This is a genomic window from Mariniradius saccharolyticus AK6, assembly GCF_000330725.2.
GTDB classification, from domain to species: Bacteria; Bacteroidota; Bacteroidia; order Cytophagales; family Cyclobacteriaceae; genus Mariniradius; species Mariniradius saccharolyticus.
Genome location: NZ_AMZY02000003.1, coordinates 190,001 through 203,959, shown reverse-complemented (window position 1 = coordinate 203,959; position 13,959 = coordinate 190,001). Strand labels below are relative to the sequence as shown.

Sequence of the window (13,959 nt, the reverse complement as noted above, 5' to 3'; positions counted from 1 at the left end):
AGAAACAAATTCCTTATTTTCGGGAACTAGGTCGGGGGAGTTTCGACTGTATTTGTTTCTTTTCCTTTTTTCCAATTTTATGAAGAGGCCGGTCGTCATTCTGTTTATTGCAATCCTGATTTTTTTGGTAGTCGGTTGGTACTTTTCCAACATCACACTTTACCTCATTTTTTCCCTTGTGCTAGCGGCGATTTTGCGCCCGCTTACCAATCGAATCAATTCATTCCACATCCTTGGGCAACACCCCCCACGATGGATGGCCATATTGATGTCCTATCTATTGGTGGCATTTATTGTATTCCTCGCAGGCTTGCTGTTTGTGCCGTTGATCAGCGACCAACTTCGCATCATCGGGTCCTACGATTTGGATTATGTGTATGAGCAAATCCAAAATCCTGTGGGAAAGATCGAAGACCTACTCATCCGGTACGGTGTGATCAAAAGCGAACCTGGATTCCTGATCCTTCAAGTGCGGGAAAGTCTGATTTCAAGCTTCAGCAAGATTCAGTTTCAAGGAATCATCAATACGATCGTAAATACGACTAGCTCCTTTTTTATCGCATTTATGGCAGTTGCATTCATCACGTTTTTCTTATTGCTGGAGAATGGTCTCCTACGAAGAAACATCATGAGCCTTGTACCAAACGCCTATTTTGAACTTGCCGTGTCCACGTTTAGCAAAGTCGAAAAGCTGCTATCCAACTACCTTGTGGGCCTATTGGTGCAGATTTCGATCATTTTTTCGATGGCATCCATTGGACTCACCCTGATGGACATCAACTACGCGCTGACAATCGCCATGTTTGCGGCAGTCGCCAACCTGATTCCCTATGCAGGGCCGATTCTTGGTGCTTCATTTGGGGTTATCGTCGGATTGACAACAGGAGAATTCAATGATTCCAATGATATCGTATTCATGGTGGTGAAGATACTATCGGTTTTTTCGGTCGTGCAATTAACCGATAATATCGTGCTACAGCCATTGATTTTCTCCAAATCAGTAAAAGCCCATCCTCTTGAAATTTTTGTTGTTATCTTTGCCGGGGCAAAAATCGCCGGGGTGCTCGGAATGATCTTTGCCATCCCTGTATATACGATTCTACGGGTGTCCGTGTCGGAGTTTTACAGGGGATATAAGGACTACAAAATCTTCAAAATTTAATCAACCATCCATGGGATTACAGTGCGGAATCGTTGGGTTGCCCAACGTAGGCAAGTCTACTTTATTCAATGCCATATCTAGTGCAAAGGCCGAAGCGGCAAATTTTCCTTTTTGTACCATAGAGCCGAACGTTGGCGTCGTCACCGTTCCCGATAAGAGGCTGGGTATACTCGAGGGCTTGGTAAAGCCACAGCGTGTCATCCCAACGGTGATCGAGTTTGTCGACATCGCAGGTTTGGTAAAGGGAGCGAGTAAAGGTGAAGGGCTTGGCAACAAATTTCTGGCAAATATCCGTGAGGTGGATGCCATCATCCATGTGGTTCGCTGCTTCGAAGACGACAACATCGTGCACGTAGCAGGCGGTGTCGACCCGGTGTTTGACAAGGAAGTGATAGATACTGAACTTCAATTGAAAGACCTTGAGTCGATCGAGAAAAAAATCCAGCGTTTTGAAAAAATCGCGAAATCCGGGGATGCAAAGGCCAAAAAAGACGTTGAAATCCTAAATAAATTCAAGGACGGCCTCCAATCCGGATTGAATGCCCGTTCTGTGGATGTGGAAAAAGAAGACCTTGAAGTGGTGCGTGACCTGCACCTCCTGACCATCAAACCCGTGCTATATGTGGCCAATGTCGATGAGAAAAACATCCTAACCGGCAACAAATACGTGGACCAACTGCGCGAAGCGGTAAAATCGGAAAATGCAGAAGTGATCGTGCTATGTGCAGCTATCGAATCGCAAATCGCCGAATTTGAAGATGCCGACGAAAAAGCCATGTTCCTTTCTGAATATGGGTTGGATGAAAGCGGGCTCAACAAACTGATCGCCGCCGCGTACAAACTGCTCGACCTCATCACCTACTTCACCGCAGGGGTACAGGAAGTGCGCGCTTGGACCATCAAAAAGGGCTGGAAGGCGCCTCAAGCAGCAGGTGTGATCCATACTGACTTCGAAAGAGGCTTTATCAAAGCGGAAGTGATCAAGCTTTCGGACTACGAATTGTACAAATCCGAGGCAGGGTGCCGCGAGAACGGAAAGATTGCAATTGAGGGTAAAGAATACATCGTACAAGACGGCGATATCATGCATTTTCGCTTCAATGTATAGCAAAACAATTGAAAAAAAATTTGTACTTTTGCAAGAATCTGAAAAAATTGCAGTACGTTTGATTTCCTAAAAAAATTGTTTCATTTCTTTTTTTCTAAAAAACCGTGAGAATAAGATTAATATTTTCGTTAAAAAACAAGGGAGCTTATTTGCCATTCCATCACCAGTACATCTTGGCACAGTTCCTGAAAGGTTTGATTGTGAAAGGAGGCAAGGAAGAGTTTTTCAATTACAATTACTTCAACTTCTCTGGTCTGAAAGGACAGACCAAAGTGAGTAGAAGCGGTCTTCATTACTATTCCAGCTTGGTCACGCTTGTGCTTTCATCACCCAATGAAAAATTCATGGACTATCTGTTGGAGCAGGTTTTCGAAACACCAAAGGTTGAATTGGGGAACTTGATTCTTTCGCCAGAGTACACGGAGCAGGAAATAGAGCCTGCATTGGAGACATCCAATAAGTTTGTCTGCATCTCTCCATTGGTTTTGCTGACCCCGGCATTCAATGACGAATCAGGCAAACGATTCATCAATCCCGACACAGATGAGTTTTCGGACCTGTTGTACGAGTCCACATTGACCAGGATGGAACGGTCAGGATGGTACACGCCCGAGCAAATGGAATCTTTCTACAAGTTCCAGGTGGTTCCGGACATGAACTATGTCAACAAGCTCCGTGAACAGCAAAAGAAATTCGCTAGAATCTATTCCGTGTACGACATGGATGTAAAGTATGAGGTTCGTGGTTACACTTTGCCATTTACCCTCTATGCTGCCAAAGAGGTTCAAGACTTCGTTTTCAAATGCGGCTTGGGCGCCTTTACCCACAAGGGATTCGGAATGCTCGACTTGGCAAACCATGCGCCAAACCAGAGAACAGAGCCTTATAAATTCAAGCGAGAAGGATTTGTCCCTTACAAATCCTCCGAAAGGCAAAAACCTACGGAACTCGAAGAAGGTCCTGACGATATGTAAAAAGAAAACCTGGCTGATAGCCAGGTTTTTTCGTTTTGGAATGGTTCGCAATTTGCCTCCAAGTAACGTAAGAGGATACGCGACACCGAAATTGATCAATTCTTGAATCTCACGGTGTGCAGCAAGAATGAACCCCAAATATCCACTCCGGTTTCTGTGTGAAACACGAGGTATAGATCCCCTTGATCAAAGGAAGGTTCCATCTTCATGGTAATGTCGAACCATTTTTCCTGGGAATTTTTGGGACGGGAATCATTGCTAATGACCTGGGATTTTGCGAGGATCCTTCCGTCAACTCCACCCAAGCGCAATTCGAACCAACCTGTTTTGCGGTTTGGATCCAAGGCAAGTACCAATTCCTTCAATCCCGTGAGATCGATATCTCGGAACACCAAGTAAGATTTGTTTTCGGTAAACTTCACAAGGCGGGAATCGCGGAAATTGGCCTTTGCCGTCCCCACAAACTCGTCGGCATCCGCCGCCAAAATCAAAGGATTGCGAAGCGTAATTTGTTCCTGCCTCAAGATCGGTTTGATGCCAGTGGCGCCCTTGTCCTGAAAGCTCGCTGTAAACAGGTAAACACCTTTCCCATTAGATCCATCGTGCCTATCCAATATCAGCGAGCCACTCGGCGGTATTTGGTTGGAAATATTACTTTGATACTTGGGAGAAAGTGAGAGCACATAATCCACCATATGCCCGATATCGGTTTGGGCAATATGGGAATGGCTTGGCATTTGCCGCTCCCCCCAGACTCCGCCCCCGCCTGCCGTGATCTTTTGCATTAAATAATTCTTTGCATCCGTCTTGTCTTCATATTTCAAAGCCACCTGCGTGTAGCTCGGCCCAATGGATACATTATCGACACCATGGCAGGCATTGCAGCCGCTTTTCACAATCAATCCCTCCCCTACCGAAAACGCACTGAGGGTGGGCTGTTGGTGTCCAAGCCCGGATTCTATTTTATCAAAGCCCTCCGGCAGGTAATCCCAGGTAAGCCGGGCACTTGTCGGTTCCAGGACACCGTTGTTTCCATCGCCGTCTTCTCTGTCAGTCACAGTCACCTGATAGTCTATAGGCCCTTTCCCAAAATAGAATGACTTGTTTCCTGTCCATTGAATGTCAATCTGCGGCGGCTCGTTGCCAACCGCTATCTCCACTTCTGCAGATGATTCCAAGCCTTCCTTGTCCTTCACCGTCAATTTTGCCTTGTAAACTCCAGGTTGGGAATACGTATGGGATGCCTCTTGACCAGTGGACATATTTTTCCCGGTTCCTTCGAAATCCCATTGATACAGCAAGCTATCTCCCTCGTCAAAGTCAAAACTCTTTTCTGAATCGAAATTGACACTGAGCGGTGCCGCCCCTTGGGTTTTGTCCGCAGCGGCTTTTGCGATCGGCTTTCTGTTTCCTGCGCTGAATTCGATTTTGTAAATGCCCGAATCATCGTTTTGCGCACTCCAGTAAGTGCCATATTCCAATATGTACAAACTACCGTCTGGACCAAACTGCATATCCACCGGCTTGTCAAAAACCGTCGAAGGCATAAAACGCTCCAAGGTGTCGAGGTCTTGGTTTTCATCCAAGGTGACCGTGAATATCCAATTCCGCATCCAATCATACACAAAAAGCTTCCCGTCGTAATATTTGGGGAATTTCACCTCGGTTTTCGGAAACATGTCATGGTAGTAGACAGGGCCAGCCATCGCATTCCGCCCTCCTGAACCCAGCATCGGAAATTCCTCCGAGTCCGCATATGGATACCAAATAAAAGCAGGCTGGGCAGGTGGGAGGATATTAACTCCCGTATTGTTGGGGGAATTGTTGACAGGAGCCTTGGGATCGTACTCAAATTCGCTTTCCTTCGTCTCGAAGTTGTAATGCCAATACGGCTTGTTGTTACCTACAAAGTACGGCCAACCAAAAAAGCCCGGCCCTTTCGCCTGATTGATCTCGTCGTGACCCCTTGGACCTCGTCGCAAACTGTCTTCCTGCGCATCCGGACCTACTTCGCCCCAATACAATGTTCCGGTTTTCTGGTCTACGGAAATACGAAATGGGTTCCTGTTGCCCATTACATAGATTTCCGGACGCGTATTCGGAGTACCGACGGGGAATAGATTCCCATCAGGAATCGTATAGCTGCCATCAGGCCGTGGCGTAATCCGCAGAATCGAGCCTCTGAGGTCATTGCTGTTTGCGGAACTCCGCTGCGCGTCAACGTTTTCGGGTCTTCCGGGACGTTCATCAATCGGGTTGTAATTATCGGATTCAAATGGGGTCGAATCATCTCCCAAGGAAAGGAACAAATTCCCTTTTGCATCAAACTCCAAAGAACCACCGCTGTGGCAACAGCCTCTGAAATGTGGAATCTCCAGCATTATCTTTTCCGAACCCATATCCAAGATGTCCTCCACCAGTGTAAACCGAGACAGCCGGTTGATACTCTTTTCACCAATAGGAGAATAATAGAGATATATCCAATGGTTATCCTTAAATCCAGGATCTTTCGCCAAGCCCAATAAACCATCCTCCGCCTCGAAATAAACCGGCAAAAATCCAATGTCCTTAGCGATTCCGGTAGTAGGCTCGTACATACGCAACTTCCCTTTTCGCTCGGTAAAAATCACCCTGCCATCCTCCAAGACCTCCAGTTCCATCGGCTCATCCAACTTTTCTATCAAAGTGATCTTTGTAAATCGGTTTTCGTCGGGTTTCTCGGTGACAAACTTTTCTTCCTCTGTCCTACAGGAAAATGCGGCGAGCAAGGCAATGAGTAGCAGTCTTAATTTATTTGGCATCATGGGTTCAAATAGGTATGAGTTGTCAACCTAAAAGCTAATCAAATGTTGATTGCGAAGCCAAAAAAAATCCCCGAGAGGTTCGGGGATTGATTAAATGGATTTCGGAGTTTCTATTTCGATTTTTTGAGGGCTTTCAAAACTTGAATGACAGACCCAGTATGAGTTGTTGAAATTTGAAATCATCGGTGCCAGTAAATACTTGATCGATGTCTACAGATTGTCCATTTAGTACCTTTTCGTACCGCAGGTCTAACCCAACACTTCCAAGATTCAGACCGACACCAAACTGATAACCTGCGTTGAATTTATCATAATCAAATCCACGCAGTTCATCTTCCAAATAATAGTGAAACGAAGGTCCGCCAAAGACCGAAACCAAAGGTCCAAAAAGGTGGATACCTACGAGCACCGGCGCGTCGAGTCGTTTTGTTTGCAGCGTCACCATGTTGATTTCCGACTTCAGGTTGGTATAATACACCTCAGGCCTGAAAAACACAGGGCCAGCATTGATTTTCCCGAACATCCCGACATGGTAACCGAGATTGTTCATGGGATCACCCCAAATCGCCTCTGCGTCCTTGAAATACTGTCCATTGGAGTTGTAGTTCAAGCCACCCTTGATTCCGATTCCACCCTTGGATTGGGCGCTGACTTCCTGGGTCGCCGCGGCAAGTAGCAGCACGAACCCAAACAATACAAAATTTCTGCTTTTCATCTTTGTGTTGGTTTAGTGTGAGTAATAATAGTTGGTTTAGTGAATTTTGTTTTAGGTTTCTTAACTTTTGGAGACAAACAGAATCATCCAAAATTCTGTTATCAAACGTGTATCGAATCCAAAACCATATATTGATCAAAGGGAATTGTTGAAAATCACTGTTTAGTATTTCAACCAAAACCATACCCAAAATCCATTGACACTGATCAAACAGCACGTTTATATATGAAATCAAGAAAGAAAATCCTCACTTTGGTATTTATGACCAGTTTTCTGTTCAGTTTTTTGGCCTGTTCCAAAGCTGAAAACGGAAAAGAAAAAATTTCGGAAAACGAGGAAACAAGCACTTATGCAGGGCCAACGGCACTCGCAACTTTTGCAGGAGGCTGCTTTTGGTGTATCGAAGCCCCGTTTGAGGGAATCGACGGCATTATTTCCGTCACCTCAGGCTATGCGGGTGGCAAGGAAAAAGACCCTACCTACGAACAGGTGGCGGGCGGCAAAACCACCCACCGCGAGTCCGTTCAGATCGCCTTCAACCCTGACATCATCAGCTACAGCGAACTGTTGGACATCTTTTGGCAGCAGTTCGACCCAACGGATGAAGGCGGCTCATTTTATGACCGCGGTTTTCAATATACCTCTGCGATCTTTTTTCATGACAAACTTCAAAAGGATGCGGCAGAAGCCTCTATCGCAAAGCTCAAAAAATCAGAGGTGTTCGAAAAACCGATCGTGACGCCCATCATTAAGTTTACCAACTTCTATCCCGCGGAAGACTACCACCAGGATTACTACAAGAAAAATCCGGATGACTACTACGCCTATAGAAAAGGTTCAGGACGTGATGCCTTTATTGCAGCACATTGGCCAACCAAGCCGGAAACCCAATACAAGAAACCCAGTGAAAAAGAGCTCAAAGAGCGGCTCAGCCCACTTCAGTTTGCCGTGACCATGCACGAAGAAACGGAACGTGCTTTCAGCAACGAATACAACGGCAACAAGGAAAAAGGAATCTATGTCTGCATTGTGTCTGGCGCACCCCTCTTTTCATCCTCGGACAAATACGAATCCTACTCGGGATGGCCAAGCTTCACCAAGCCCTTGGATGCACGCTTGATCGACAAACCGACTGATTCGAGTTACGGGATGGTTCGGGTCGAAGTGAGGAGCAAATTGGGAGATTCCCACTTGGGGCATGTATTCAACGACGGGCCCGAACCAACCAAGCTACGCTACTGCATGAATTCCGCCGCGATGCGCTTCATCCCCAAACAAAACATGGAAAAGGAAGGCTACGGCAAATGGCTTTGGACAGTGGATTAGGAGCTTGGAAAGCTTGGAAGGTCTAACTCGTACACCTACTGTGCAGGACAAAGTGAAGACACTGTCAGCTATTCCGGGCAGAATCTCTTTGTGATATTCAAGGCAAAATCGGTTTTTATCGCTCAATGCATACCTATTGAAAAAATCCTCCGAGCCCCGTGGCTGAAAGTTGCTTTATTCGCCCAATAATCCCAAATTGTAAGGATATTTTTATCCAAAACAATTTTCAACTCAATACGCGCTTCACGTTACTATGAACAAATTTGTAAAAATTGCCCTGTTTGCCTTGGTGGTAATTTTGGCCGGGGTATTCTATTGGAGGTACTATTTTGTATTCGGAGAAGGAATCAAGGCCGGAAACCTCAACTACTTTGAAAAGAAAGGCTACGTCTTCAAAACCTGGGAAGGCCGTATCGTGCAGGAAGGCTTCCAAAGCCCGACGGCAGGGGCACTTCAAAGCAACGAATTCAGGTTCAGCGCCAAGGACGATGAGGTCGCTGCCAAGTTGGAACGGGCAAGTGGACGATTTGTAGAATTACGCTACAAGGAATATTTGAACGCCCTCCCTTGGCGAGGCGCCAGCAATTTTGTCGTGATCGAGGTGGTCAACATAGGCGACAACGAGCACCAGAAAAACAGTGAACTTCCGGTAAATAGGGATTAGATACTAATCCCTATTTTGTTGCCCAATAGTCCACGACCAATACTTTGTCCAAATGAGGCCCCAATACCTCCACAAAAGCCTTATGCTCAGGATGTGGCAGGTAGGTATCCCTATCAGCCTCCGAAGCAAAGGTCACCAAAAAACAATGGGTGAATCCTTGCGCCAATCCTTCAGGACTGTTGTTGGTACCCCACTCCAATGACTGGATGACGTCAATTTTATCCGAAAGTGCCATAAAAGCTTCTACAACCTTGTCAACCTCGGCCTGGGGAGAACTGTCTTTAAACTTGAACAATACTACGTGCCTGAGCGCTTTGTCCATAACGATTTTCTTTTCGATGATTTTTTCTTCTTTGATGACTTCCTTGGGGGCTTGCTGGCAGGCAGCGGTCAAAAGCAATACGAATAGGTACCTTGTTTTCATAGCGCGAAAGTTTTGATGGCCTAATTTCCAAAGTTCGAAAATACAGGACCCTACCGTTTATCCAATTTTTATTTTCCGAACATCTTTTTTGGCGAAATTATTACCCAATCCCCAAACCCAAAATCCATATCCGTGTACAAGTTCGCTCTCAGGTTTCAGTATAAACTATTCTTTGCCGCGACGTTGGTATGCTCTTGCTGCATCCCCCTATTCGCCCAAAATACCCAAATCCGAATCGATGGCCTGGAAAAAGAAGTCAGGGTACTGCGGGACTCTGCCGGCATCAACCATATTTTCGCGGAAACGGAGGCTGACCTTTTTTTCAGCCAAGGATACTTGGCCGCTAAGGACCGATTGTTCCAATTTGAAATATGGAGGCGACAAGCTACTGGGACAATGGCGGAGATTTTCGGTGAACGGGAACTTGCGCGTGATCAAGGTGTACGCCTGTTCAAATACAGGGGAGCAAAATCGACTGAACTGAACCACTATCACCCGCGCGGAGAACAAATCATCGAGTCCTTTGTCCGCGGCGTCAACGCCTACATCGCCGAGGCGCGTGCCAATCCTGCCCTACTCCCGCTGGAATTTAAACTTTTGAATATCCTTCCGGAGCCTTGGACATGGGAAGTGGTGATTTCGCGGCATCAGGGCCTTTTGGAAAACGTAAAGGACGAACTCTCATTCTCAAGGATGGTCAGCATGATTGGACCAGAAAAAACAGCATTCATCCACTATTTCCATCCAAATCGACCCGACCTGAGCCTCCACCCCAATATTCCCAAGGAATTGCTGGAAAAAGATATCCTGGCACCCTACAATGCCTTTCGTGCCCCGTTGAAGTTTCTTCCGGAAGATATCCAAGCATCCTATCGGGCCGGAATCGAAGATTTATCCCTATTGGCGACAACCGAGGAAGAAGGGATAGAATCGTTGGAAAGAGCGCATGACGGCAGCAACAATTGGGTAATCCATGGATCACGGACGGAAAGTGGCTTCCCGATGTTGGCGAATGACCCCCACCGTTCCATCGCTGTCCCGTCATTGCGCTATTGGGTGCACCTCCATGGTCCGGGTTGGGATGTCGTAGGTGGCGGTGAGCCGGTCATTCCCGGTGTCTCGATCGGACATAATCCGCAGGGGGCTTGGGGATTGACGATTTTTGAAACTGATATGGAAGACCTGCGGGTGTATGACCTTGACCCCAATGATCCGACCCGTTATTTCCACGCTGGGAAGTGGAAAAAAATGGATACTGTTTCCGATACGATCTTGGTCAAAAATGTGGGTAAAAAAATCGTCCTCCATCACTACACGGTTCATGGACCGGTGACTTTTGTAGATACCCTATTGCACAAAGCCGTGGCTGTCGAATGCGCTTGGCTGCGTGCCGGCGGGGCACCTTACTTGGCTAGCCTCCGCATGGGGCAAGCCAAAAGTTGGGAGGAATTCCGTGAAGCTTGCAAGTACAATCATGTACCTGCCGAAAACATGGTCTGGGCTGACAAGGAAGGCAACATCGGTTGGCAGGCTACGGGGATCAGTCCCATACGCCGCAAGCACTCGGGCTTGGTGGCTACCTTGGGCGATGGCAGCATGGATTGGGATGGGATTTTGCCGATGCTGGACCGACCCCATAGCATGAATCCAAAAGAAGGCTTCATCGTCACGGCAAATGAAAACGTAAGTCCTGCATATTACCCGTTTCCCGAGGCATTGGGCTATGAGTGGGCGGATGCCTTCCGTGGAGATCGAATAAGGCAGGTGCTTGGAAAAACCGAAAAAGCAAGCTTGCCACTCATGCAACAACTGCAAAATGACCATCAAGCCTTACCTGCACGGATTTTGGTTCCCATGCTGACCAACTTGCAGCTACAGGAAAAGAGACTTTCCGATATGCAGTTGCTTTTGAACCAATGGGACAAAAACCTTGAGGCAGGCTCCATTCCGGCAGCAATCTATATCATGTGGGAGCGTACCATCCGCGAAGACCTGAAGCCACTTGTGGTGCCCGAAGCGGTGCATGATTTGTATGGGCAAATCCAAATGACCAAGGTCCTCGAATGGATGTCGCACCCGGAAATGGTGTTTGAGGCAAATCCGCAGCAAAGAAGAGATTCCTTCTTAATCACGACTTTTGAAAAAGCCATTTCGAAGCTCGAGATCAAGCTTGGCCCCGACATACAAAAATGGCAATACGGCCAAAACGCCTACAAACACGCGCTGCTGCGGCACCCGCTCAGCGCCTTGGTCAAGCCAGAAATCCAGCAGCTACTGGACTTTGGGCCTGCTCCGAGAGGTGGTTACAGCTTTAGCCCCTCGGCCACAGGCTACGGAGACAACAACAATTTTGGGGCTTCTTTTCGGTTGATAGTGGATACTGCGGATTGGGAAAAATCCCGGGGAACAAATACCCCTGGTCAATCGGGAAATCCAGCTAGCCCTTTTTATGGCAATCTGTTCCCGCTTTGGGCAAAGGACCAGTATTTCCCGGTGTATTTTGAAGGTACGATGATCGAAAAGGCAGCAGTGGAGAACATCCTTCTTAGCCCAAAAAACGAATAACCTACCACGAGCAAGGTGCTCTGCCGGGTTTTTTCGAAGTACAGCAATCAAAAAAAGTCCAGCCCCGGAAACCGAGGCTGGACTTCAACACCATTCAACCCAATCTAATTTATACAACTTCGTAAGGCCAGCTCATGATGCCGCCAGCCATATTGTTCAAGTTTTCGAATCCCAACTTGGCCATCACCTCACAAGCTTGGCCACTGCGGTTGCCGCTGCGGCAATAGAGGTAGTATTTTTTGTCCTTGGGAAGATTTTGGACCTGTGCCATGAATCCGGATCCCATGATGTCGATGTTACGGGCACCTTTGAGTTTGCCTGAGTTGAATTCACCGGCGGTCCTGACGTCGATGATGACGGCGTCTTTTTCGTTCATGCCCTTCTTGAAGTCTTCACAAGAAAGGTCCGAATACGTTTTTGGTTTTGCTTTAAAGAAATTGAACATGGTATGTGTGATTTGAGATTGCTTACTCTGGATGTCAGCGCAACGATGGTGTTTCACCCGCCCTTGGCCATTTTTGATTTATTGTAAAGCAAATTTACGGGCAAGGCCTGCCCTCATACAGTAACCTTCATCACACAGGGAGTTACTTTGCGGCTGTCTTCGCTTCCGGCTTGCCAAGCTTTCCCGTCGTTTTGAGTACAATCAACCTCAGCAACAAGATCCAGGGAATAGCATGGAAGAAAAAATCAAACCAATCGAGCGCGGCCATTCCTTTGGCGCCGCCCGCAATCCAGCGGATTTTTCCCCAGATATGAGGTTCAGGTACAAAGGGCGCCAAACCCAAGGTTAGGCAAAGCAGGATGACAAATCTCCAATTATTGAGGCTGGATTTCATTTTCTTATCGTTTATTCATGGGAACGGGAATGCCTGCTATTCGGCATCCTCGTTCGACTTCTTTTTAAAAAACGGATAGGTCACTTGTTGCCAAAATGTTTTTGGAAACTCCTCCATCCCATCGAAACCCAGGGGCTCATATTCCCCTTCATGTGGAATGTAGTCAGTCTTGAATAGGTAGTCCCAAAGGCTCAGCGTGATCCCATAATTCACTCCGTAGGGCATATTCTTGGGCAAAGCCTTGGCGTGGTGCCAAAGGTGCATGACGGGATTGTTAAGGATGAATTTCAAGGGCCCGTACGTCAACTTGATATTCGCGTGGTTGAGGTGCCCGATGGCCGTAGTGAAGATGTGCACGATGAAGAAGTCCTCCAGCCCATAGCCAATCATCGCCAGCGGAATGTATTGTGCCGATTTGTACAGAATTGTCTCCATCCAGTGAAAGCGGAGGTGTGCCGCGAAGCCCATTTCCTCCACCGAATGGTGCACCTTGTGGAACTCCCAAAGTGCAGGCACCCGATGCAGCAGGCGGTGCACATTCCATTGTATAAAATCCGCAATCAGGAACAAAAGCAGGAATTGCGCCCATCTAGGCCAAGACTCGATATGGATGGCCACGATGTTTTCCACACCAAACAGGCCCAGAAAATCATTGAACAATTCCACCGCCACATTTGAAATCGCGTTGTAGGCAATGAGCGAAAAGAGGAAGTAATTGAAAAACATGTAGAAGCCATCCAGCCAAAAGTCCTTTCGGAAAATGGCTTGCTTTTCGCGCCAAGGCAAGAAAATCTCCAAGAGCCACACGCCTACCGACAACCCCAGAAGCCACCAAAAGTAGTTGTGCCAAGAGGGATAAAACATCTCGTTGACGAGGTAATTGAAATACCCGTAGTAAGAATCGCCGATGATCTTGATGTACTTTTCGATTTCCATGTCACTAACTTAATTGATTGAAAGAAAAAGGACAATCTACTGATTGCCCTCTTTCGGTACTCCCATAAACCACAACTAATCACTTTATGGAATGTTGGGAGACTTTCGCCCCCCATCCGTAAGTTTCCTTTAATTTTTCTTTCTTGGTCCAAAAATATCCCTGAAATAGTCGCCAAAGCGTGACGAATGTTACAGTGGAATATGATTTTTATCCATGAAAAAACTGCCCTTTATCATTTCTCGGATTTTGGCATCTTCATCATCAAATGCCTTCCTTTCGCAATCCGTCTGTTTTCAAAACGAATACTTTACCTTCCCATCCTCCATTCCACAACTCGTACTTTTTTGCTTCCTTCCCCAAACCAAAAAAATCAACTTTCCAACTGACCAAAATCAGCATTTCCTACCCTTTTTTTTCGGTAAATTGGCCTAGGTAAAAAAA

General features: G+C 46.8%; 12 protein-coding genes. 6 read left to right on the top strand and 6 right to left on the bottom strand.

Annotated elements, in window-relative coordinates; genetic code table 11:
• Nucleotides 1-79 precede the first annotated feature (79 nt).
• The 3 genes from C943_RS02165 (at nt 80) to cas6 (ending at nt 3,244) form a co-directional block, all read left to right on the top strand.
• Nucleotides 80-1,162 (top strand): AI-2E family transporter, encoded by a 1,083-nt coding sequence (locus tag C943_RS02165; protein WP_040478751.1) that lies wholly within the window; start codon nt 80-82, stop codon nt 1,160-1,162.
• Between the two features lie 10 nt (nt 1,163-1,172).
• Nucleotides 1,173-2,270, top strand: coding sequence for a redox-regulated ATPase YchF (gene ychF, locus C943_RS02160; RefSeq protein ID WP_040478687.1), 1,098 nt, complete (start codon nt 1,173-1,175; stop codon nt 2,268-2,270).
• A gap of 104 nt (nt 2,271-2,374) precedes the next feature.
• Complete coding sequence (cas6, locus tag C943_RS02155; RefSeq protein WP_040478683.1) at nt 2,375-3,244, top strand: CRISPR-associated endoribonuclease Cas6; 870 nt, start codon at nt 2,375-2,377, stop codon at nt 3,242-3,244.
• A 95-nt stretch (nt 3,245-3,339) separates the two neighbouring features.
• Here the strand turns inward: cas6 and C943_RS02150 are convergent, their stop codons facing one another.
• Together C943_RS02150 and C943_RS02145 are read right to left on the bottom strand one after the other, a co-directional pair.
• Complete coding sequence (locus tag C943_RS02150) at nt 3,340-6,048, bottom strand: PQQ-dependent sugar dehydrogenase (RefSeq protein ID WP_245545496.1); 2,709 nt, start codon at nt 6,046-6,048, stop codon at nt 3,340-3,342.
• A 133-nt stretch (nt 6,049-6,181) separates the two neighbouring features.
• The gene (locus tag C943_RS02145; protein ID WP_008623741.1) at nt 6,182-6,763 is read right to left on the bottom strand and encodes an outer membrane beta-barrel protein; all 582 of its coding nucleotides are present in this window, start codon (nt 6,761-6,763) and stop codon (nt 6,182-6,184) included.
• Between the two features lie 225 nt (nt 6,764-6,988).
• On the opposite strand from C943_RS02145, the gene msrB reads away from it, so the two are divergent.
• Together msrB and C943_RS02135 are read left to right on the top strand one after the other, a co-directional pair.
• The gene (msrB, locus tag C943_RS02140) at nt 6,989-8,089 is read left to right on the top strand and encodes a peptide-methionine (R)-S-oxide reductase MsrB (protein ID WP_008623740.1); all 1,101 of its coding nucleotides are present in this window, start codon (nt 6,989-6,991) and stop codon (nt 8,087-8,089) included.
• Nucleotides 8,090-8,342: 253 nt separating this feature from the next.
• Complete coding sequence (locus tag C943_RS02135) at nt 8,343-8,753, top strand: hypothetical protein (protein ID WP_008623739.1); 411 nt, start codon at nt 8,343-8,345, stop codon at nt 8,751-8,753.
• 10 nt (nt 8,754-8,763) lie between these two features.
• On the opposite strand, the gene C943_RS02130 is transcribed toward C943_RS02135, so the two are convergent.
• Complete coding sequence (locus tag C943_RS02130; RefSeq protein WP_008623738.1) at nt 8,764-9,177, bottom strand: Dabb family protein; 414 nt, start codon at nt 9,175-9,177, stop codon at nt 8,764-8,766.
• A 132-nt stretch (nt 9,178-9,309) separates the two neighbouring features.
• Between C943_RS02130 and C943_RS02125 the strand changes: the two genes are divergently transcribed.
• Entirely contained in the window at nt 9,310-11,742 is a 2,433-nt protein-coding gene (locus C943_RS02125) for a penicillin acylase family protein (protein WP_008623737.1), read from the top strand.
• A gap of 109 nt (nt 11,743-11,851) precedes the next feature.
• On the opposite strand, the gene C943_RS02120 is transcribed toward C943_RS02125, so the two are convergent.
• From C943_RS02120 to C943_RS02110, 3 genes are all read right to left on the bottom strand, one after another.
• Nucleotides 11,852-12,187: a rhodanese-like domain-containing protein gene (locus tag C943_RS02120; RefSeq protein WP_008623736.1), complete on the bottom strand. Its 336-nt coding sequence runs from the start codon at nt 12,185-12,187 to the stop codon at nt 11,852-11,854.
• A gap of 142 nt (nt 12,188-12,329) precedes the next feature.
• Nucleotides 12,330-12,581 carry a hypothetical protein gene (locus tag C943_RS02115; RefSeq protein ID WP_008623734.1) on the bottom strand — a complete coding sequence of 84 codons (252 nt, stop codon included), beginning with the start codon at nt 12,579-12,581 and terminating at the stop codon, nt 12,330-12,332.
• Nucleotides 12,582-12,617: 36 nt separating this feature from the next.
• Nucleotides 12,618-13,511, bottom strand: coding sequence for a sterol desaturase family protein (locus tag C943_RS02110; protein WP_040478749.1), 894 nt, complete (start codon nt 13,509-13,511; stop codon nt 12,618-12,620).
• Nucleotides 13,512-13,959: the final 448 nt, after the last annotated feature.